Origin of the sequence: Rhizobium skierniewicense (assembly GCF_014196515.1) — a bacterium.
GTDB lineage: Bacteria > Pseudomonadota > Alphaproteobacteria > Rhizobiales > Rhizobiaceae > Agrobacterium > Agrobacterium skierniewicense.
Genome location: NZ_JACIDV010000014.1, coordinates 20,014 through 40,952 on the forward strand (window position 1 = coordinate 20,014; position 20,939 = coordinate 40,952).

At 58.8% G+C, this 20,939-nt stretch carries 21 protein-coding genes; 5 read left to right on the plus strand and 16 right to left on the minus strand.

Annotated elements, in window-relative coordinates; translation table 11 throughout:
• Position 1: 1 nt before the first annotated feature.
• Genes GGQ73_RS19165 through GGQ73_RS19175 form a run of 3 tightly spaced genes read right to left on the minus strand, consistent with a single transcriptional unit; the run spans position 2 to position 5,090 of the window.
• On the minus strand, positions 2 to 643 hold the full coding sequence (locus GGQ73_RS19165; protein WP_183897464.1) for an HD domain-containing protein: 642 nt from the start codon (positions 641 to 643) through the stop codon (positions 2 to 4).
• Between the two features lie 55 nt (positions 644 to 698).
• A complete protein-coding gene (locus GGQ73_RS19170) occupies positions 699 to 3,470 on the minus strand; it encodes a DUF2339 domain-containing protein (RefSeq protein WP_183897465.1) in 2,772 nt (923 codons plus the stop codon).
• A 45-nt stretch (positions 3,471 to 3,515) separates the two neighbouring features.
• Entirely contained in the window at positions 3,516 to 5,090 is a 1,575-nt protein-coding gene (locus tag GGQ73_RS19175) for a VOC family protein (protein WP_183897466.1), read from the minus strand.
• 281 nt (positions 5,091 to 5,371) lie between these two features.
• Here GGQ73_RS19175 and GGQ73_RS19180 point away from each other — a divergent pair, with 281 nt between their 5' ends.
• The 3 genes from GGQ73_RS19180 (at position 5,372) to GGQ73_RS19190 (ending at position 8,134) form a co-directional block, all read left to right on the plus strand.
• Entirely contained in the window at positions 5,372 to 6,409 is a 1,038-nt protein-coding gene (locus GGQ73_RS19180; RefSeq protein ID WP_183897467.1) for an ABC transporter substrate-binding protein, read from the plus strand.
• Positions 6,410 to 6,530: 121 nt separating this feature from the next.
• On the plus strand, positions 6,531 to 7,319 hold the full coding sequence (locus tag GGQ73_RS19185) for an ABC transporter ATP-binding protein (RefSeq protein ID WP_183897468.1): 789 nt from the start codon (positions 6,531 to 6,533) through the stop codon (positions 7,317 to 7,319).
• A complete protein-coding gene (locus GGQ73_RS19190) occupies positions 7,316 to 8,134 on the plus strand; it encodes an ABC transporter permease (RefSeq protein ID WP_183897469.1) in 819 nt (272 codons plus the stop codon). The genes GGQ73_RS19185 and GGQ73_RS19190 overlap by 4 nt, the downstream gene beginning before the upstream one ends.
• 46 nt (positions 8,135 to 8,180) lie before the next feature.
• On the opposite strand, the gene GGQ73_RS19195 is transcribed toward GGQ73_RS19190, so the two are convergent.
• The 8 genes from GGQ73_RS19195 to GGQ73_RS19230 form a co-directional block, all read right to left on the minus strand.
• Complete coding sequence (locus tag GGQ73_RS19195; protein WP_183897470.1) at positions 8,181 to 9,005, minus strand: mechanosensitive ion channel family protein; 825 nt, start codon at positions 9,003 to 9,005, stop codon at positions 8,181 to 8,183.
• Positions 9,006 to 9,087: 82 nt separating this feature from the next.
• Entirely contained in the window at positions 9,088 to 9,606 is a 519-nt protein-coding gene (locus GGQ73_RS19200; protein ID WP_183897471.1) for a tyrosine phosphatase family protein, read from the minus strand.
• Positions 9,603 to 10,214 carry a YfbR-like 5'-deoxynucleotidase gene (locus GGQ73_RS19205; RefSeq protein WP_183897472.1) on the minus strand — a complete coding sequence of 204 codons (612 nt, stop codon included), beginning with the start codon at positions 10,212 to 10,214 and terminating at the stop codon, positions 9,603 to 9,605. The genes GGQ73_RS19200 and GGQ73_RS19205 overlap by 4 nt, the downstream gene beginning before the upstream one ends.
• A 2-nt stretch (positions 10,215 to 10,216) precedes the next feature.
• Complete coding sequence (gene ygfZ / locus GGQ73_RS19210; protein WP_183897473.1) at positions 10,217 to 11,065, minus strand: CAF17-like 4Fe-4S cluster assembly/insertion protein YgfZ; 849 nt, start codon at positions 11,063 to 11,065, stop codon at positions 10,217 to 10,219.
• A 102-nt stretch (positions 11,066 to 11,167) separates the two neighbouring features.
• A complete protein-coding gene (locus GGQ73_RS19215) occupies positions 11,168 to 11,920 on the minus strand; it encodes a hypothetical protein (protein WP_183897474.1) in 753 nt (250 codons plus the stop codon).
• A 14-nt stretch (positions 11,921 to 11,934) separates the two neighbouring features.
• A complete protein-coding gene (locus GGQ73_RS19220; protein WP_174152554.1) occupies positions 11,935 to 12,192 on the minus strand; it encodes a hypothetical protein in 258 nt (85 codons plus the stop codon).
• A gap of 104 nt (positions 12,193 to 12,296) precedes the next feature.
• Positions 12,297 to 12,719 (minus strand): TIGR02301 family protein, encoded by a 423-nt coding sequence (locus GGQ73_RS19225; protein WP_183897475.1) that lies wholly within the window; start codon positions 12,717 to 12,719, stop codon positions 12,297 to 12,299.
• 62 nt (positions 12,720 to 12,781) lie between these two features.
• Entirely contained in the window at positions 12,782 to 13,201 is a 420-nt protein-coding gene (locus GGQ73_RS19230; RefSeq protein ID WP_174152556.1) for an NUDIX hydrolase, read from the minus strand.
• A gap of 172 nt (positions 13,202 to 13,373) precedes the next feature.
• On the opposite strand from GGQ73_RS19230, the gene GGQ73_RS19235 reads away from it, so the two are divergent.
• Together GGQ73_RS19235 and GGQ73_RS19240 are read left to right on the plus strand one after the other, a co-directional pair.
• Positions 13,374 to 13,697 (plus strand): YnfA family protein, encoded by a 324-nt coding sequence (locus GGQ73_RS19235; RefSeq protein WP_174152557.1) that lies wholly within the window; start codon positions 13,374 to 13,376, stop codon positions 13,695 to 13,697.
• A 3-nt stretch (positions 13,698 to 13,700) separates the two neighbouring features.
• Positions 13,701 to 14,462 (plus strand): SOS response-associated peptidase, encoded by a 762-nt coding sequence (locus GGQ73_RS19240; RefSeq protein WP_183897476.1) that lies wholly within the window; start codon positions 13,701 to 13,703, stop codon positions 14,460 to 14,462.
• Positions 14,463 to 14,564: 102 nt separating this feature from the next.
• On the opposite strand, the gene GGQ73_RS23195 is transcribed toward GGQ73_RS19240, so the two are convergent.
• From GGQ73_RS23195 to GGQ73_RS19260, 5 genes are all read right to left on the minus strand, one after another.
• Complete coding sequence (locus GGQ73_RS23195) at positions 14,565 to 14,699, minus strand: hypothetical protein (RefSeq protein ID WP_268842323.1); 135 nt, start codon at positions 14,697 to 14,699, stop codon at positions 14,565 to 14,567.
• A 181-nt stretch (positions 14,700 to 14,880) separates the two neighbouring features.
• Positions 14,881 to 15,732 (minus strand): CDP-diacylglycerol--serine O-phosphatidyltransferase, encoded by an 852-nt coding sequence (gene pssA, locus GGQ73_RS19245; RefSeq protein ID WP_174152559.1) that lies wholly within the window; start codon positions 15,730 to 15,732, stop codon positions 14,881 to 14,883.
• A 20-nt stretch (positions 15,733 to 15,752) separates the two neighbouring features.
• Positions 15,753 to 16,451 (minus strand): phosphatidylserine decarboxylase, encoded by a 699-nt coding sequence (locus tag GGQ73_RS19250; RefSeq protein ID WP_174152560.1) that lies wholly within the window; start codon positions 16,449 to 16,451, stop codon positions 15,753 to 15,755.
• 253 nt (positions 16,452 to 16,704) lie between these two features.
• A complete protein-coding gene (locus GGQ73_RS19255) occupies positions 16,705 to 18,591 on the minus strand; it encodes an ABCB family ABC transporter ATP-binding protein/permease (protein ID WP_183897477.1) in 1,887 nt (628 codons plus the stop codon).
• Between the two features lie 117 nt (positions 18,592 to 18,708).
• Complete coding sequence (locus GGQ73_RS19260) at positions 18,709 to 20,856, minus strand: LysM peptidoglycan-binding domain-containing protein (protein ID WP_183897478.1); 2,148 nt, start codon at positions 20,854 to 20,856, stop codon at positions 18,709 to 18,711.
• Positions 20,857 to 20,939: the final 83 nt, after the last annotated feature.

Genomic DNA, 20,939 nt, shown 5'->3' on the forward strand with positions numbered 1-20,939 from the left:
CTCATATCTCGTCCAGAAACAGGTCGAGCACCTGTTGCAGCCGTTCGTGCCGCTGTTTGGCGATCTGGCGTCCAGTTTCAGTCTGGAAACCATCTGCCAGCTTGAACAGCTTGTTTTCGAAATGGTCGATTGCAAAGCGCCGGTCGTCTAGTGGGCGATGCCTGGCCAACGGGTCTTCGGGGTCGTAGAGAGCAGAACCTAGACGTCCGGCAATGTAGAAACAGCGCGCCGCACCCACCATGCCGATGGCGTCCAGCCGGTCCGCATCCTGGAGAATTTTGGCCTCCAGCGTTTCGGGCGCGATATTGGCCGAAAAACTGTGCGTCAGAATGGCGTGGGAAACCGCATCGACATCGGCCTCATTCCAGCCGATACCGCGCAAAATGCCGGATGCCTTTTCCGCCGCCAGCCGTGATGCCTGTGCGCGCAGTGGCGAATTCTTCTCCACGGCGACACAATCATGAAGAAGGACGCTCGCCGCGAGAACCCTACCGCTGCCGCCCTCTTGGTCATGAATGCGCATGGCATTGCGAAAGACCCGATGGATATGCGCCAGATCATGCGATCCATCATCACCTTCGGCAGCATGCGGCATCAGCGTTTCAGCCAATTCCGCGAACGGTGCGAAAGCCTGCGCCTGCATGTGATTCCTCCCGTTTGAACGCTTGCTATCTAAGGACGAGGGACCGCAGGTGCCATCACGCCTGCGCTTCATCCGGCTTCGACCGCGACGTCAGGATCTTCTGGTAGAAGAGGCCGATACCGATCAGCACCACGCCGAGACCGATGAAGGACAGCGCGCGCAACACACCTTCGAGATTGCTCATATCGATGAGGAACGCCTTGGCGACGGCCAGCAACACCAGCGCGGCTGAGGCGAGGCGCAGGCTCCTGGCGTCAAAGCGGGAGCCGAGAACGAGCAGCAGCACACCGATGGCGAGCCAGACGACCGAATAGGTATATGTCTCACCCTGAAGGAAGCCCTTCCATTCGGCGATATTTTCGCCCTGCCAGAAGCGGCGAACCGAAAGCGTGGCCCATGCGAAACCAAGCGCCGCGCCGGACAAGGCAAGCAGCGTGACGTAGAGGGCTGGACGCTTCCCGCGCGCATACCAGGTCAGTCCCGCATAGGCGCAGGCTGGAAGCAGATATCCGATCAGCAGCAGGTTGAAGAACGGCCATGGACCCGTGTTTTCGCCGGTCATGTAAGGGTTGAGGCTGTAAAAATGCGCAAGCAGCACGTTGAACATGGCGGCGACGCCCGCCACCATGGAGCCGTACCGGAAGATAGGGCTTGGGCTTTTCAGATCCAGCGTCATCAAAACCCCGGACATGCCGATGGTCAGCAGCGTGTAGATCGACTGTTCCCCCAGCGTCGGTGCCGCGGTGTTCAAGACGCCACCGTTCATGGCATGGCGTACGAGAATGGCGATGGCGAGAAGCGCCATGAGGCTTGCAATCGCTTGCAGGAAGTTCTTGACCCGCGTCCCCGGCCAGTTCCGTAGCAGCCACGCGGATGCAATGGCCAGCAAGGCCGGGATGCCATAACCGGGCAATAGCGCGTTGAAGACCGGTGTCGTGCCCAGGTTCTGTGGACCGACTATGGTGGGTTCCCAGGCGATCCGGCCGAGCACGAAGAGGCAGGCAAGGGCCATGGTCCACGGCAACGCCGCCCAAGAGATGCGCTGTGCGGCAAGCACATAGGCAAAGCCGATGATGGGGATGAGAAGGGTGGTGGCGAGACCCGATGTCAGCGTGTGAACCGCAAAGGAGAGCGCCAGGAAGGAACCGATGACCATGACATTCACGGGCGCGGTAAACGCATCATCCTGTCTCCGGTCAAGCCGATAGGCTCCCCCCAGCAGTACCATCGCAATCGACAGACCGTAGGCGGCATGCAGCCAGTCGCGGGTGAGGTTGCCATATTCCACAAAGCTTATGATGCCAAGACCCAGCGGAACGACGCTGCCGATGAAAGCCCAGAGACTGCCAAAGGAGGGGTCTCGGGACGTCTTGCTCCGGACTGCCTGCCATGAAAACAGCAGAAAAAGGATACCCATGATCCGGGTTACAGGTCCCTGCATCGCATCGTTGATACTGATAGCGGAGAGCGTTGCGCTGCCGTCAGTCAGCGACGGAAGGTAGTTGACACCGAAGCCTGCCAGAAGATTGGCGCAACCAAGTGCCGCCAGCGAAGCAAAGATGGCGGGCCAGACGGCGTGGTTGCGTCCGGCGCCGATGGCAGCCAGACCCAAAACGAGCACCGCCATGGCAAAGGCTGGGTGGAGCGTTATGCCGGTCTCGATGACGGAGAAGGCAAGCGCCGGCAGCACGATGGCGAGCGACAGCGTGACGCCAAGGCTTGTCGGCTGACGTCCCAGCAATTCCGTCACAACGGCCCGATAACGATCTGAACGGGAAGGATCCAGAGGCGGGCCATAAACGGTTGTCCTGTGTGGCGCGCCAGCATACGCGCCGGGCCATATCCAGATCGAACCGGCAATCATGGCGATCAGGCTGGCGATGACGGGTTCCGCCTCGATGAGCGGCGCATACAACATGTAACCGATGGCCCACAAGCCCAAGCCGACATTGGCAAGGGCCGGAACGACATGCCAGCGCTGTTGGCGCGATGCTATCGCCGTCGCAACCCATGAGGCTGTGAGAAAACTGAACAGCCCCCAGATACTGGGAGTTTCGGTCGAAATGAGAAGCGGCGTGATCATCGAGCCGAGAAGGCCAAGACCGGCCAGCGCTTGTCCGTGCAACAGGGACAGGGCAATGGTGCCAAAACCGACAAGCGCAAGCGCGGCGAATGCTGTGGTTGGGCCGATATAGTCGTAAATTCCATAGGCGGCAAAGATCACGCCGAACAGCGTCAGCGACGCCGCAGCCGTCAGGATGCCGGGAACCATGGCGTTGGAGTAGGCCGCAGCGATACCGGGAACGGCCTTGCGGCGAATGGCTTCACCGGCTGCTGCGAGCACAAGACCGAAAATACCGGCCATAGCCAGTCGCACGGCGGGGCTCAGCAAGCCGCTTTCGATGGAGTATTTGACGAGGAAAATACCGCCGAGTGCCAGTGCAAGGCCGCCGGCCCATACGGCCCAACGGGCACCGAGCTGGCTTTCGAAACTCTCTTTCTGGCTTGTGAAAGCAGGCGGAAGCGTGAAGGTTTCAGCTGCGTCCTTCGGTGTTGTCTCATCTGCCGCGGCCTGTGCGGTTATGGCAGTTTGGTCTTGCCCCGTCTCTGGCGAGGCCGCACCTGCGGTCAACTCGTCGTCGACGGCCAAGGCCTGCTCTTGCGCAGTTTCGGAAACCAACATCCCGCCTTCTGCGACGTGCGCTTTCAACGCTTTCAGCTCCGCCTCGACAACCTCTAGCCGTCTGGAGTTTTTGATGCTGGCATTGAGCGTGTAGAAGAAGGCAACGATGTAGCCGACGATGAGAAGCAACAGGAACGCGGTCATAAGAACCCCAAATATGATCCTGTTTTCTAAGCCTTTTCCGAATGATTACGCAAGTCTGGCTGTGGACAACGCGTTGCCCCATCGTTTGGCCAGCTCCACGTCTTCCACTCCCAGGTCGTGGCCATGGGGCAGAAGCGTCAACTGCACCTCTGCACCGTTGTCCACAAGATGCTGCTTGAGAGCATCGGCGCTGTCGCGGTGTCGGTCCGTTTCCCCGGCTGCAAGCGTAAAGCGCCTCCCTGAGAGGTCGGCGAGCGGCCAGTGCTCCAGCACAGGCATAGGGCGCAAGAGCAGAGCATCTCTGGCCGCGTTCGGGTAGAGCGCGCAGACGGCGGCAAGGAAATTGGCGCCGTTGGAATGGCCGATAAAGCTGAGTGTGTTCGGGTCGATATCGTAGACATGAATGGCCTCCTCCAGAAAGGTGGCGAAGGCTTCCGCTTCGAAGGCGATATCCTTTTCGTCGAAACGCAGATCGGAAAAGCGCCTGAACCAGCGGGCGATGTCTTCTTCGGTGCTCCGCCCTCGCACGCCGAGCAGCGTGGCCCGTGGCCTGGCCGTGTGGGCCAGCGACATCAGGCTGGTTTCGCTGCCACCGGAGCCATGAAGCAGGATGATGGTGCTGCCATCCGGTTCTGCCGGTGTGTAGAAGCGGTGCACAAACGGCAGGTCGCGGTAGATGATGCGCTCGTTCCCGGGCAGGGAAAATTGTGGTAGCGCCACGCGCACATCCTCTTCATCCTGCATGAACAGTGGCGGTATGAAGAGCTTCTCTCCCAACGTATCCTCCGGCTCATCGATCGTCATGCCGGGACCATCCGTCGCCATTTCGATCAGAACGTCACCCGGTTCGCGGACGTAGAGCGACGAAAAATATTTGCGATCATGCGCGTTGGTAGGTGAGGAATTGAGCGACTTCAGCGCCTGTAATGTGTCATTCAACGCGTCCAGGTCCGCCGCGCGGAACGCGATGTGATCCACCGTGCCGGTGCCGGGGGCGCTGGACCAGAATCCGGTCGCGTCGCGCACGTCGATAATATCACCGGAGGCGGACACCGTGCGCCGGATGGCGCCGTGCTGGCGCACCCGGCTATATCCGAAATGCCGCGCCAGAAAGCTTTCGGTTTCCTCCGGCACTTCACTCAGCACGGTCGCGCCACGAATGCGGCGAATCGCGTGTTCGGCAGGAATGCCGGGCGCCTCATGCGGAACTGCCTCTGCAAAGGCTTGGGTGCCGACCATTTTGAGGATAATGCCATCAGGGTCCTTCAGGCGGATGACGGGTTCGCCGAACTCCTCCATCGGACCTTCGGTGCGAACACCTGCAGACAGCGCGCGGGTCAGCCAAAAGCCAATGCTGGCGGGATCGATGGCCAGCGATACGTCCAGCGTTTGGCCATAACCGACACGGCCTTGCCCGCCGTCTTCCCAAACGAGGAATGTCAGCAAAGATCCGGGCGATGCGGCGTAATCTCCGTAAAGCAGATGAAGCTGCATCGCGTCTTCAAAACCGGCGGTTTGCTTCACCAGCCGCAGACCTAAAAAGCCGACGTAAAAATCCACGTTGGCCTGCACCTTGCGGGTAATCATCGTAATGTGGTGAATGCCACCTGGAGACGTCATGAATGCTTCCTCTGTCACTTGGTCGCCTATTTTCGTCGGCCGTCAAGATTTGGCAATGGCGCTGATTGAAGACGATGCGTTCATTTTGTGAACAATCGTGTGACAGGCCTCGATCATGCCCGTGAAATATGCGGTTGCACATGGCAGGAATAGAAAATGATTATATTTTAATCGTTATAAAATTTGAGCAAAATATGTGCGATTTGTACTTGCTATCGGAGTTCAAATTGGCTTTTATGTTTTCCAACGGGATAAAAAATCTCCAGAGGGAAAAAATCAGAATGTTGACGCGAAGGCTGTTTTCAAAAACGGCGGCTTTGGCCGCCATTGCTTTGTCCGCAATGACAACAGCACCACTGCCGGCCTTCGCGGAAACGCCCGTAAAATTTACGCTCGACTGGAAATTCGAAGGTCCGTCCGCCGGCTTCCTGCTGGCCTTGGACAAGGGATACTTCAAGGCTGAAGGTCTCGATGTCACCATCGATAGCGGCAATGGATCCGTCGAGGCGATCCCGCGCGTGGCGACAGGTGCCTACCAGATGGGTTTCGGTGACATCAATTCCGTCATGAAATTTCTGGACGAAGACCCGACCCAGAAGGTGAAGGCCGTTTACATGGTCTATGAGCGCCCGACCTTCGCGGTTGTCGGCCGCAAGTCCCTTGGCGTGACGACCGATCCCAAATCGCTCGAAGGCAAAAAGCTCGGCGCGCCGCCGCCGGATGGTGCCTTTGCGCAGTGGAAGGCGTTCAAGCAGGTCGCCAAGATCGACGATAGCAAGATCGATATCCAGTCCATCGGCTTTCCCGTGCGCGAACCCATGCTGGCGAAGGGTGAGGTGGACTCCGTTTTCGGCTTTGCTTTTTCCGTCATTCTGAACCTCAAGGCGCAGGGCATCGCGGATGACGATATCGCCACGATCCTCATGGCCGAACACGGCTTGAATCTGTATGGCAACGCCGTCCTGGTAAACACTGATTTTGCGACGGAAAACCCCGCTGCCGTCAAGGGGTTCCTGAAAGCTTTGGCAAAAGGCTTTGCCGATTCGGTCAAGAACCCGGAAGAGGGCGTGGCGGCGGTGTTGAAGCGCAACGAGATCCTCGACAGTGATATCGAATTGCAACGCCTCACCATGGCCAACGCCATGAACATCAAGACTCCCTACGTCATCGCCAATGGCATGGGCGGTGTCGATCCGGCGCGTCTGGCTGCATCCATGGAAACGCTGAAAGTGTCCGTCGGCCTCAAAGGCAATGTGAAGGCAGAACAGGTTTTTGACGCGAGCTATCTGCCACCCAAGGAAGAGCGCTTGCTGCCTTGATGGCACAGACACTTTCACGCTGCAACGCGTCACCGACATATGCTGGCTCAGGGCCGGTATGACGGGAAATAGGGTCGCCTGACGAGCAGGGCGCCTGCGATATTCAGAGTCAGGAACAAGCATGCCTCATCTGGTTGAAATCGACGGCGTCGACATGCGCTATGGCGGTGCATCAGGGACGCTTGCCGTTTCAGGTCTCGACCTCAAGGTCAAAAAAGGCCAGTTCGCAGCCGTTGTCGGACCGTCGGGTTGCGGTAAATCGACGTTGATGAAGCTCGTCACGGGCCTGCATATTCCGCAAAAGGGCAATGTTATCGTCGCCAACAAGCAGGTCACGGAACCGGTATCGATCGTGGGCATGGCGTTTCAGAACCCGACCATGCTGCCATGGCGCACCACGCTTGAAAACATACTTCTGCCGTTGGAAATCGTTGAGAAACATCGCCACAGGCTGCGCGCGCACAAGGCGGAATATGTCGCCAAGGCAGAACGCCTGCTGGAAATCGTCGGGCTGAAGGGGTTCGGCTCCAAATTTCCCTGGCAACTGTCCGGCGGCATGCAGCAACGCGCCAACCTGTGCCGCGCCTTGATCCACGAACCTGAACTGCTGATGCTGGATGAGCCCTTCGGCGCGCTGGACGCCTTCACCCGTGAGGAATTGTGGTGCGTCATCCGCGATCTCCACGCCGCCAAACGCGTGACGATCGTTCTCGTGACCCATGACCTGCGCGAGGCGACGTTTCTTGCCGACAAGATCTTCGTGATGAGCGCACGACCGGGCAGAATCCTGGCCGAGTACAAGGTGCCCTTCGCCCGTCCGCGTCAACTTGATCTGATGTACGAGAAAAGCTTCAACGACATGGTCCAGCAATTGCACGGCGAGATCGCAAAGGCGAGGGTCGCGGCATGAGCGCGGTTTTTGAAAACACGGCAAGAAAGCAGCCCCGCCTGCCGCTGGTAGCCCGCATCAATTGGGTCAAGGCAGCCCCCTGGCTCTATACGCTCGTGCTTTTCCTGTCGTGGGAACTGCTGGTCTACGCACTAAAAATGCCGCAAACGATCCTGCCGTCGCCCACCCGTGTCGGCCAGGCCATCGTGCAATACTGGTCGCCGATCTGGAAAAATTCGCTACAGACGCTTTATACGACCACTCTGGGCTTTGCCCTCGCGGTGGTTGCGGGACTGGGGATCGGCCTCTTCATCGGCTGGTCGAAGACGATCTATGCCGGACTTTATCCGCTGATGATCGGGTTCAACGCGGTTCCCAAAGTCGCGCTCGTCCCCATTCTCGTCATCTGGTTCGGCATCGGCACGGTACCCGCGGTGCTGACAGCCTTTCTGATTTCGTTCTTTCCCATCGTCGTCAATGTCGCCACCGGCCTTGCGACGATAGAGCCGGAAACGGAGGACGTTTTGCGTGCGCTCGGCGCAAAGAAAATGGACATCATGCTGAAAGTCGGCATTCCCCGCTCCATGCCCTACTTCTTTGGCTCGCTCAAAATCGCCATCACATTGGCCTTCGTCGGCTCCGTTGTCTCCGAAACCGTCGCGTCGAACTACGGTCTCGGCAATATGATGAGCTCGGCTCAAAGCCAGTTCAACGTGCCCTTGGTCTTTGCGGGGTTGCTCATGCTCGCTGTCGAAGGCATTGCGATGTACGCGGTGATGGCGTGGATTGAACGGCGTATGACAGGCTGGGCACATCGTTCGACAATGGGCCAGTGAGCTCAAGGAAAAAAGGCTGTTTCTCTTCAGCCTTTTTATCATGAGATTATTCCGAAGACTGTTCGCTCACCTTCATATCCCGCTCGTCGAATGCGCGCTTCAGGGCTTTCGTCATATCGCGCGTGGTCGCAAACCAGTTTTCACTGCGTGCCCAGTAGCGCAGCTTCACCGTGGAGCTGTCGTTGCTGACGGAATCGATGAAGGTGGTCGGGGCAGGGTCTAGAAGCACACGGCTTTCGGCGCGGGCGACGTCCATCAGCATGGCCTGGGCGTCGGTGGTGCTGTCACCTCTGGGCACGGTGACGCTCAGTTCGTGGCGACGCGATGGGAAGCGGCTGTAATTGGTAATGGGCACGTTCCAGAGCGTGGCGTTGGGCGCAAGGCGATAAAGTCCTTCGCTTGTCTTCAATTCCGTGGCGAACAGGCCGATTTCAATCACCGTGCCCGAGACAGAGCTCGTCTCGATATATTCACCCACGCGAAACGGACGCAGCACCAGAAGCATGATGCCCGCCGCGATATTCTGAAGCGTGCCCTGGAGCGCAAGGCCCACGGCAAGACCTGCAGCGCCAAGTGCTGCGAGAATGGACGCTGTCTGAACACCGAACTGGCCGAGCACCATGACCAGCACGAGAATAATAACAATGTAGCGAACAGCGCCTGAAAAGAAACGCGCCAGCGTTTCATCGAAACCGCGAATGCGTGAAAGACCTTCATACGACCAGCGCTGCAACAGCATGGCTGCAATCCAGCCCACGATCAGCAGAAGAAGCGCGCCGACGATGGAAAATGAATATTGAACCATCAACGCGCTGGCCTGTCGAAGTGCCGCCTGAGAAGCAACGATAAGATCGGTAGCCTGCTGGTCCATAAAACTGCCCCTGTTCAAATTGTCTCAAATGTCATCTGTTTCGTAACGAGCGACAAGGAGGTGAGTTCCGGTTTTCGTGTGATCAGGCAGAAAGCGGAAGAACGAAGGGCACGTTGCCGTCCGTATCGGCACCGCGTCCGATTCCTCTGATAGCGGCGGTCAGAGCGCCACCTCGACCCAGAAGCCGATCTCCGATTTCAATGATACGCGCGTTGGGCGTCGCATAGGGAGACACGCGACGAAGCCGTGTGGCCAGCGCCGCATCGTCCTGCTCCGGCTGGACGGTCAGCGCGACGATGACGGCTGCGGCGGGAGAGCGGGAAACGCCCATCCAGCAATGGACCAGCAGCGGGGCCGATTGATCCCAACTGCGGGCAAACTCGATCAGTTGCTGAATGTGGACGTCATCCGGTGCAATCAGCTTGTCGGTGCCTTTGAACGTGATGTCGTTCATTTGCAGCGACAGATGGCGCTCGGCGGAAATGATTGCGGGACGGTGAAACGCCTGCTCTTTGGCAATCAGCGTCACCATTTCCCGCGACTTGTGGCGCACGGCCATCTCGGCGATCCGGGAGAGGGGAGAGACGACGATGGCGGTCATGGCTTGCCCTTTCGAAGCAATTCGATCGCGTCGAAGCGTGAGACGAATCGACTTTGGGCTTCGATTGCAGGCACAGGCTCGATGTCGATCATGTCTTTGGTGATGCCCCTTGGCAGACCGAAGAACGTCCGTGCTTCCGCCATGGAGAAACCGGCAAGCTCCGTCGCTTCAAAGTAGGCGGCGACGGTGTCCGCTTTCTTGATGCGCTGTTTGAGATCGGCATTTGCATGGGGCGGAAGCGAAAACCGCAGGTGCACAGCCGACTCCAGCCGTTTCTCGACGATTTTGTAGCCGCCACCGACCACGGATTTGAACGGAGAGATCATGTCACCGATGACATATTCAGGGCCATCATGCAGCAGCGCCATCAACATCTCATTCGGCGTGGCAGATGGGTTCATTCGAGAAAAAATGGTTTCAACGATCAGGCTATGCTGGGCAACGGAAAAGGCATGGTCACCCCGGGTCTGACCGTTCCACCGTGCCACACGCGCAAGGCCATGGGCAATATCGGCGAGCTCGATGTCAAGCGGTGAGGGATCCAGCAGGTCCAGCCGTCTGCCGGACAGCATGCGTTGCCATGCGCGGGGTGTTTTCGAGATCGCCACGTTCAGTCTTCCGCAGCGTTGGTCGGATCCACTGCGGGAAAGCTCAGCCCGCTCCAGGTCGGCAGCGCAACAGTCACGGGAACGCCCGAAACGGTCATATCGGTTCCCAATGCCATGGCGTCTGCCGCGCGATCGGTCCTGATGATGGCTAGACCTTGCGAACCGTGTACGGTACCGAGGGTGCCGATGGATTTGCCACCGGCCGTGATATCCGTGCCGCTTGGCGGGAGTTCAGTCTCAGCCTTGACGATCACGACACGGCGGCGGGCTGTTCCGCGATGCTTCATGCGGGAGACGACCTCCTGTCCGACAAAGCAGCCCTTGTGGAAGGATACGCCATCATTCACGTCCATCAAAACGTCATGGGGGAACGCGTCGTTCAGCGCATAATCTGCGCCGGACACGGCTATCCCGTTCGAAACGCGCAATGCATCATAGGCAGCCGGGTCGCCTGAGGCAGAGGAACCCATCAATCGATAGAGCTCGATGCCCGCCTTGGCGAAACGGCTGTCCCTGATCGCACCTGCCGGGGCGGTTTCGTTCCAGATGACGCTGACGCCCATCGTGTCGTCAGCCTTCAGCTCCACAGGCGCGCGCAGCTTGTACAGGGTCAGGCGTCGCAGCAACGCGTCCCTTTGATCTGCGCTTGTCTCCGCAACGAAGCTGTCGCCATCCCGCCAGATCAAAAAATCAAACATGATCTTGCCTTGCGGCGTCAACAAAGCGCCAGCGCGGGCTTCGCCCTCCGGCAGCGATTCGAGATCGGGAGTAATCAGGTTTTGCAGAAAATCCGTGGCTCCACTGCCGGAGACATGGATGAAGGCGCGGTCGGTCAAAAAGGCGGAAGACATAGGCTCTACCATTCGGGTTGGTTTACCCGAACAGTTAAGGTCTTTGAGCGCCAACGGCAAGCGCGGTAACCTTAGAGCGTTTCCATTCAACAAGGAAACGCTCTAGTCACCGGCGGTGAAGAATTTCCACTGGCCATCTGGCGAGATACCGATGCGGTAAAAACTGTAATTGCCATATTCCTGCATGTCGGCCAGATCACCTGCGGTGATGATGCGCAGCAGCTCGACCTTTTCCGTCGGCGTCAGCGTGGTCAGCGACTTTCCGGCGAAATAGGGGAAGACATACATCTCGTCTGGTGTCCCAGCGTCAATCTTTGCATAGCCCGTCGACAGGAGGTCGATGATGATGGCGAGCACTTCCAGCCCGTCTGGATCACCCGAAAAGCTTTTCAACGCCGCAATCGGATCGTTGCCGCTGTCGCCATCCACGCGCGCCTGGTTGGGGCCTGGATTGACGAGTGGGCGCAGCTTTTCGATGTCGCCTGTCGATGCCGCATCGATAATGAGTTGACGCAGCCGACGCACCGGCTCCGGTGCCTTGCCGATGTCGTGTTCAATCTGGGCGGAAATCTGCGGAGTCTCGGCCTGATCTGCGGCAGGCTGTTCACCCGAGGCTCGGTTTACAAGCGGGTCTGGCATTGGAATGCCGTCTGAATCACCCTCGATGGCCTCGGGCTCGGACGCCTGTGGTTTTTCAGCGGGTTTTTCGCTTTCACTGGTCGCTGGATCCTGAACCTGTTTCAGTTCTGACAGCGCGTATGCGTTATGGGAAAAACCGACGGTGGCGAGCGTCAGGGACAGCATCAAGGACACGGCGGCGGACGACCGCAAAAGCCCCTTGCGAGAGCAAGACATGACTGAACTCCAGCTTACTGAATGATGCGGTGGGGGGAGAATTCGCCCTCGAGCATGCGCTGGCGCAGCGATTCGAGCATCGCTTCCGCACCTGCTTCGCCGTGCATGCGAATGGTTTCGCGCATGGCAAGGGCAACAGCGGCATCTGCGATGATCTCAGGCTCGATACCGTCGGCCATGCCGTCGGCCCATGCTTCGTTCTGGTGTTCCAGAGCGACCTGCATTTTTTCATGCACGATCATATCGTGGATTTCGTTACGGCTTGTTTGCATCTTTCATCCTCGACAGGCAGGCAACTCGTTACCACCCTGTTAACAACTCTAACAGTCTTTTATCAAAACGGCACGGGCTGCGACCAAAAGAGGTTAATAAACCTCTAATTTCCGAACCTCGACGCAATTTCCTGCGCCAGTGTTGCCCCTTCGATACGGTATTTCTCTTCCGCTGCAATCGCCGCCGGTGTGCAGGCAGTGTGTACGGCGGCAAATGTGCGATACCCACGATTGAACGCAGCGGTCATGCGTTGCTTGCGCTGCGGTTCGTTGGCGGTATCGGCAGCCAGAAGGTCGCTCATCGATTTGCGCCATTCCTCAGAACCCGTTGCGGGGCAGAGCGTGCGCAAATATTGAACGGCGCCCAGAATTTCGGACAGGCGCGCCATCTGATTATCGTAGGGCGCGGGCTTTTCTTCTGGCGGCGGAGCGACGGACTTTACGGCCGGTTGCGCATCAGCTTGAGACGCCAGAGGCAACGCGGTGCCAAGGCCGAAAAGCACGGCGAGCCAGATACCTCGTTTCATCAGTTTACGCATGACCCGCCGTGACGTTGCAACATCTTGAGGGCAACTAGCCGCGATTCTGCTCAGCATTGCAACGGGCCGAGTAAACGTTCCGCGCATTCGACCACGCTCTCGGGTGCAGGCAATCTGCGGATTTCCGCCAGTGTATACCACCCGGCCTCCGCGGCATCGTCAGCCGCGAGCACGTCGGCTGCGCTATCGGCTTCCACCGTGTAGACCGACAGAAAAAAGTGACTGCTCAACCGTCCGTCAGCATCACGGCTGGGCAAATCATAAGTCGCGAAAAGCTGTGGATTGCGGGCAACGATCCCAGTCTCCTCCTCCAGTTCCCGCAAAGCGGTCTCCGCAGGCGTCTCTCCGGGCTCGCCGCGCCCGCCGGGAAAGGCGAACATATCCTGCGATGGCGGATTGATACGCCGCACCAGCAGCACACGATCACCACGTCGAACGATTGCGGAAGAGGCAGGTTGGGGCAGGGGCATGAAATATCCTTATACGATAGTTCCAATTATGCGCTCAACCTTGCAGGAAACGTGGCAACCGCCGCGATTGCCGAAAAAAGAGTGGTTAAAACGGTCTTTGCGTCATTTAGAGGCTTCACGACAGCACTGAGACACTATGATCGCGTGCCAGGAATCGACACGGACTATCCGAATGAAACTCTATCTCGTCTTCGCGGCCGCAGCGCTTGCCGAAATTGCCGGGTGCTTTGCATTCTGGGCGTGGTTGCGTATGGAGAGGTCGATCGGATGGCTTGTGCCGGGCATGGTGTCGTTGGCGGCCTTTGCGTGGTTGTTGACGTTGGTCCCCACGGAAGCGGCGGGTCGGGCCTACGCTGCCTATGGCGGCATCTATATTGTCGCCTCGCTCATCTGGCTGTGGAGTGTCGAGGGACATGCGCCGGACCGCTGGGATGTGGCAGGCGGTGCGATTTGCCTCGCCGGTGCGTCACTTATTCTATTCGGACCCAGAGGTTAGGCCATGTGCGGGCGCTTTGTCTTGAATTCAACGCCGGAAGATGTGGCGGAATATCTGGACCTGATCGGTCTGGAAGAGTTTCCGGCACGGTTTAATATCGCACCAACGCAGCCCATTCTCATCGTGCTGGAGGGCGCGCAGCCTCAACCCGGGAGCAATTTACCGAACCGGCAGGCGATGCTGGTGCGCTGGGGTTTTCTGCCGGGCTGGGTCAAAGACCCCAAGGAGTTTCCTCTGCTGATCAACGCCCGCTCCGAAACAGCCATTGAGAAAGCCTCGTTTCGCGCCGCGATTCGCCACAGACGGGTGCTGATACCCGCAACAGGTTTTTATGAATGGCACAGGCCATCGAAAGAACAGGGTGGACAATCGCAGGCCTATTACATCAAGCCCAAAAGGGGCGGTATCGTCGCCTTTGCCGGATTGATGGAAACATGGTCTTCGTCTGATGGCTCCGAAGTCGATACGGGTGCGTTTCTCACCACCTCCGCCAATCGCTCGATTGCGCGCATTCATGATCGCATGCCGGTGGTGATTGCGCCGGAGGATTTCAGTCGCTGGCTGGATTGCAAAACCCGGGAGCCACGCGACGTCGTCGATCTGATGAAGGCGGCTGACGACGACTTTTTCGAGATGATCCCTGTTTCGGACAAGGTCAACAAGGTCGCCAATATCGGCGCCGACTTGCTGGAGCCGGTGGCCGTAGCGCCCATTCCCGCACCGAAAATCGAGCCTCCGGACGATGCGCAGATGTCACTGTTTTGATCCAGTTAGAGCGTTTCCCTTAAACGAGGAAGTGCTCTGGAAACGCAAAACGGCGCATCATGCGCCGTTTGTTGTCTTATATCCCCTGATGCTGCCTGAAGATCAGGCTACCTTTGGCTGAACCGGCTTGCGCGTCAGCATCATGGCTGCGGCGGCGACGGCCTTCAGACCGAGAGGTCGGTAGTGGCTGTTCAGGTCGGGCTTCGCAGCCGCTTCGGTCTTCTGTGTCTCGCTCATGTCTGTCTCCGGAGTTCCCCTTGAACGCGTCGATCTGACAGCGTTGCTGCAAACCTCTCTCATGGGAAATCGTGACAAATTCGAGGCAATTTTAATCAATTGAAAATTGCACACTGCGACATTTCGTGTTCGACGCAGCACTGGAAAATGCCACAATGCTCCGCGCCGTTGTAATCGATCCCTAAAGGCCGCGATGGTCCAGCCCGTCACCATGGTCGTCCTCGATCGTCAAGGTACCGTAACGCTTGTGCCAGATGCGGGCGCTGAAGGGCAGGAAGACAAGATAGGCCAGAACCGTCAGGACGAGAATTTCCCAGGTGAAGCTCATCAGGAGCGCCACGTAGAGCACGACGATCAGGATGGCAGGCAAGACAAGATCGCGACGGATGCGGCTTTCGGATTTGCCAGACCAGACGGGTAAACGGCTGATGAGCAAGTAGCCAATGAGCACGGTGTATGCGCTTGCGATATACGCGAAAGTCTTGCCCGGTTCGATGCCCATGAAGCCGAGATAAACCGGCAACAGCACCAGCATGGCACCCATCGGCGCAGGGACCCCGACGAAGAATTCGCTCTGCCAGGGTGCCTTGATCTCGCGTTCCGTCATGACATTGAAGCGCGCGAGGCGAAGACCCGCGGCGATGACGTAAATGAGGGCTGCGATCCAGCCGATGGAGCGGACATCGTCCAGAAGGTAGGCATAGACCACCAGCGCGGGGGCCACGCCGAAATTGACGATATCCGCCAGCGAATCCATCTGCGCGCCGAATTTCGACGTCGCCTTCATCATCCGGGCAAGGCGACCATCGACACCATCCAGAAACGCCGCCAGCAGAACCATACCCACGGCAAGCTCGAACCGACCCTCGAATGCGAGCCTGACGCCGCTGAGACCAGCACAGATTGCAAGCACGGTGACAAGGTTGGGAATGACGAGGCGGAGCGGGATTTCGCGCAGGCGCGGGCCCCGTCCGGTGTCACTGCTGATCTCATGCTTGCCGTTTGTCGTCGGCTCTGGCGTAGGCGTGTCCATGGCGCTGGTCTCCTGTTGTCTTAGCCGCGACGGCTGATGACCGGACCCTTGGCAGAGCCGAATTCCGCCAGAACCGTTTCACCGGCAATGGCCGTCTGGCCGATGGAGACGCGGGGCTGGAAGCCTTCCGGCAGGAAGATATCCAGGCGCGAACCGAAACGGATGAGGCCAAAACGTTCACCGGCATCAACAGGCTCGTTCGGCTTCACCCAGCAAACGATGCGGCGGGCGACCATGCCGGCGATCTGGACGACGCCGACCTTGCCATGCGCGGTTTCGATGACGAGACCATTGCGCTCGTTGTCTTCCGATGCCTTGTCCACTTCGGCGTTGAGAAACAGGCCGGGGCGGTAGGCAACATTGATGATGCGGCCACGAACAGGCGCACGGTTCACATGGCAGTTGAAAACATTCATGAACACCGAGATGCGGACCATGGGCTCCTTGCCGAGTTCCAGTTCCAATGGTGGAACCACGGTCTGGATGGCGGAAACCTTTCCGTCGGCAGGGCTGATGACGAGGTCGTCGTCCTGCGGTGTGACGCGTTCAGGGTCGCGGAAGAAGTAGGCGCACCAGGCAGTCAGCACGAGGCCAACCCAGAAGAGAGGTTCGGCTATCCAGCCAAGCACCAGGGATGCCACGAAGAAGGCGGCGACGAAAACATAGCCTTCCTTGTGGACCGGCACGATGGTGTTGCGAATGGTGTCGAACAGGTTCATTGCTCTTTCGTCTCCGAGTTTATCTTTTCAGCATGCCAGTCTCGGCGCGATCGGGTTGATCAGCGTGCCCAAGTCCTTGGCCATCCTCTACAACGCCTTTCACCAAAACGGTCGATCGTTTCTGGCGTGACGTGCTGCATATAATCATTCGGCAGCCGATTTCACGGTCGCACGCGACAAAACACGCATTGGTGACTACAGGCAAATCGCCTGAACGGCAATATTTTCCAATGTTTGACCTGGGGTTATACCGTCAATGCGCGGGTGCGCCGCGATCCACCACGCCCAGATCATCCTTTTCACGGACTTCGCGAAGGCGTTCCTCGGCCTGGATGGCCTCCCGCTGGCGGCTCCACATGGAGGCGTAGAGGCCACCGGCGTCGATGAGAGACATATGGGTGCCGCACTCGGCAATCGTGCCATCCTTCAAGACGATGATCTCGTCTGCACTGATCACGGTCGAAAGGCGGTGCGCGATCACAAGCGTGGTCCGGTTTTTCGAGACGATGTCGAGCGCGCTCTGGATTTCTTGCTCGGTATGCGTATCGAGGGCGGATGTCGCCTCATCGAGAATGAGAATCGGCGGCGCCTTCAAGATCGTGCGGGCAATCGCCACGCGCTGTTTTTCCCCACCCGACAGTTTCAGGCCACGTTCGCCGACCATGGTCGCATAGCCCAGGGGCAGCTTGCTGATGAAACCGCTGATCTGCGCGGCATTTGCAGCCGATGTGACATCGGCATCCGTTGCCCCCGGCCGTCCATAGTGGATGTTGTAGGCCAGCGTGTCATTGAACAGCACCGTATCCTGCGGCACCATGCCGATGACGGAGCGCAGGCTTTTCTGTGTCACCTGCCGAATGTCCTGACCATCGATGGTGATCGATCCTGACTGGATATCGTAAAAGCGGTAGAGCAGGCGTGACAGCGTCGATTTGCCCGCACCCGACGGACCGACGATGGCAACGGTCTTTCCAGCGGGGACGTCGAAGGAGATGCCCTTCAGAATAGGGCGCTCCGCGTCATAGGCAAAGTGGACGTCGCGAAAACAGAGCGCACCCGTGCCGATTTGCAATTCCTTCGCATCGGGTGCATCGATCACTTCGGCCTGTACGTCCAGAAGGTCGAACATCTCTTCGATGTCGGTCAGCCCCTGGCGGATTTCGCGGTAGACGAAGCCGATGAAATTCAGCGGAACGGAAAGCTGCAACAGCAAGGCGTTGATGAAGACGAAATCGCCAATCGTCTGGTCGCCGCGCTGCACGGCCAGTGCCGACATCACCATCATCACCATGGAGCCGAGGCCGAAAATGACGCCCTGGCCAAAGTTCAGCCAGCCGAGAGAGGTCCAGATCGCCGTCGCTGATTTCTCGTATTTCGCCATGGACGCATCGAACCGGCTTGCTTCCATGTCTTCATTGCCGAAATATTTCACGGTCTCGAAGTTGAGCAGCGAATCGATTGCCTTGGTGTTGGCGTCGGTGTCACTGTCGTTCATGGAGCGGCGAATGGCGATGCGCCAGTTGCTGGCCCGCACGGTAAACCAGATGTAGGCCCATACGGTCAGCACCGTCACCAGCACGTACCAGAAACCGTAGGACGCCCAGAAGATAACGACCGTCAGCAGAAACTCGATAAAGGTCGGGGCCGTGTTCAGGATGGTGAAACGGACAATCGTTTCGATGCCTTTGGTGCCTCGCTCGATGACCCGCGACAGACCGCCGGTCTTGCGCTCCAGATGAAACCGCAGCGAGAGGCGGTGCATATGCACGAATGTCTTGTAGGCCAATTGCCGCACGGCATGCTGCCCGACGCTGGCAAACAGCGCATCACGCAGCTGGTTCAGCCCGACCTGAACAAGGCGTGCAAGATTGTAGGCGACCACGAGAGCCACCGCACCCAGCAGAAAGGTCGGCATCAGCCCGGCCATATCCAGCTTGCCATTCAGCGCATCGGTCGCCCATTTGAAGAAATAGGGAACCAGCATCAGCACCAGTTTTGCGATGAGGAGAAAGACCGTGGCCCAGACGACGCGCATTTTCAGGTCAAGTCTGCCCTGTGGCCACATATAGGGCCATAGATTGACAAGGGTGCGGAGCGGATTGCTGGAATCCGCGGAAATCGTCTTGTTGGGATCGCTCATGCTCTGCTCCGATATCTGCGGGGATGCAGACAGCAAGACGGCGGCCCAGATGTGTGCCGCCGTTCTGTATTAGATAAACGTGTCAATCGTTTCACGCAATCCCGATAGGGTTTGCAGTCAACGAGTCATCAGGCGTTTGCGATGGATTTCCTCGGCATTCGGCAGGGCGCTGTCCGGCACACCGAAAATCTGGCCGGGCTCGATCAGATCAGGGTTTTTGATCTGGTCCTGATTGGCGAGATAGATCGTGGTGTAGCGCACGCCCTGTCCGTAAACACGGCGCGAAATCTGCCACAGCGTATCGCCACGACGGATGATGACGGCGCCTTCACTGTGAGACAATGGAGCCTGCTCGAAGGTTTTCGGCCCTGTTTCAGCAGAGGCCGCTGCCTGCGTCTGGACCTGTGCCTGAACCGGAGCAGCTTCCACCGCACCCGGCATGGTCGCGTTCAACTCTGCAAAGCGACCGGATAGTCCGGCAATGCGATTGCCGATGACCGCGACATCACTTGGCAGGTTGTCGATGACAGAAAGCAAATCGCGGGCCTTGGCGGAGATGCCACCGACGAATGCGGTGAAATCGACGTCTGCCGTCGCAGCCGTGCGGAATTCCGCCAGAGAACGAAGCGCAATGGCTGTGGCGGATTTCGCAGCCGCGACTTCATCGAGGCTCGGCGTTCTGCCGTTTGAGTAAAGGCCGGAGAGAATGGAGTAGGCTTTCGAGACCTCTTCACGCAGGGATTCGAAAACCGAACGGTCACTGGTGGCACTTTGTGTTTCCGTCTGTGCCTGTGCCTGCGCCTGGGCCTGGGTCTGGGTCTGGGTCTGGGTCTGCGGCGCGCTTGCGGCAGGTGATGGCTGGGCCGCTGCCGGAGCCTTTTGCGCTGATACGGTTGCCTGATCGTTGGCGGGACGCGCGAAGGGAACGCGAACGCGCACGGTGACCTTGCCAGCAGCGTCCAGCGCTTCGGCCGTCACGACATGGTCGCCGACAGCCAGATCGACATTACCCTCGATCACGAAGCTACCGGAGGCTTCCGCCTTGCCATCGCCGATCGGTTTGTCGTCGACCAGGACGCGCACGGCGGCATTTGCCGGAGCAGCACCCGCAACGAAAATCTTGGAGCCTTCGAACTCGACAGCAACGACGCGGATCGTTGCCGCCTCGGGGGAGGGCTGCGGGGTGGACGTGTTCATTGGAGCCGATGGCGTCGTGGCGGATCCGGCCTGGGTTGAACCCGCGGCTTGTGTCTGTGCTTGCGGCTGTTCCGTCGCACCATTGGCCGGTGGCGTTGCCTGCGCTTGCAGGGCACCCGGTGCCGCATCCGGCATGGTCATCACGCGGCTTGCCTTGCCCGGAGTCGTCACCATGGCCAGAAGCTCGCCATTCTTCTGAGACGGCACGGAAACGGTTGCGGTCTCTGCGGATTGCGCGACCTTGCCGTCCTTGCCGGTTGCGCGAAGAATGATCTGGTGATCGCCGGGCGCAAGCGGGTTGTCGAGAACGGCAGCAAAGTCGCCAGTGCTTTCGACCGGCGTTTTCGCGATGACCTGCCCGTTATTGACGATTTCAAGCGTCGTTCCCGCCGGTGCCTTGCCCGCGATGACGGCGGAGCCATCCGGCTCGACGCGCAACACATCGAAGGTTGGCAGTTGTGCAGCATCGCCAGGTGCAGGCGCCGAGGCAGGCGAGGCTGGAGGTGTTGCCGGAGCAGCAGGGGTCGGCCGTGGCGCGCCATCGTCGGTGCCGGTAAACACGCCGGGCAGGCGGCGAACCTGGTCCGCGGCAGCAGACGCGTCTGCAGGCAATCCGCGCAGGAAGGCGATGGTGCGTTCAGCGGCAGACCGTGCAGTGGTCAGCAGACGTGAGGTATTCTCATCGATTGCTTCGGGAATATCGATGTTTTCCAGCTCCTTCAGCGAATCCTCGACCGTCTTGCGGGCGGCCGTGAACTCATCATTGGAAGGCACCTTGCCGTCAGCGAAACGTCCCGTCATGTCCTTGATGGACTGGTTGGCGGATTCCGCCAGACGCCCGACCTTGTCTGCGACGGTTTCGGTATCCTTGGCGGCGTCCGTCAACAGATCGCCCGCCTTTTCGCCACCCATCTCCACGCTGTTCTTAACAGCGTTGCCAGCATCGTTGATGGCGTCGCCGATCGGCTTGTCGTCGCTCGATATGCGTGGGAGAACGAAGAAGACCATGAGCAGCGTCGCGACGCCCAGCACGATAAGCGCCAGCAGTCCGGCCCTTTTGTTGTTCATTGTCGATCTCCGGGTAACATTCTTGTCTTTACGTTGCGATAGCTAGCGTTTAAGTCGTGCGCGCACAAGCGGCACCCCTGTAA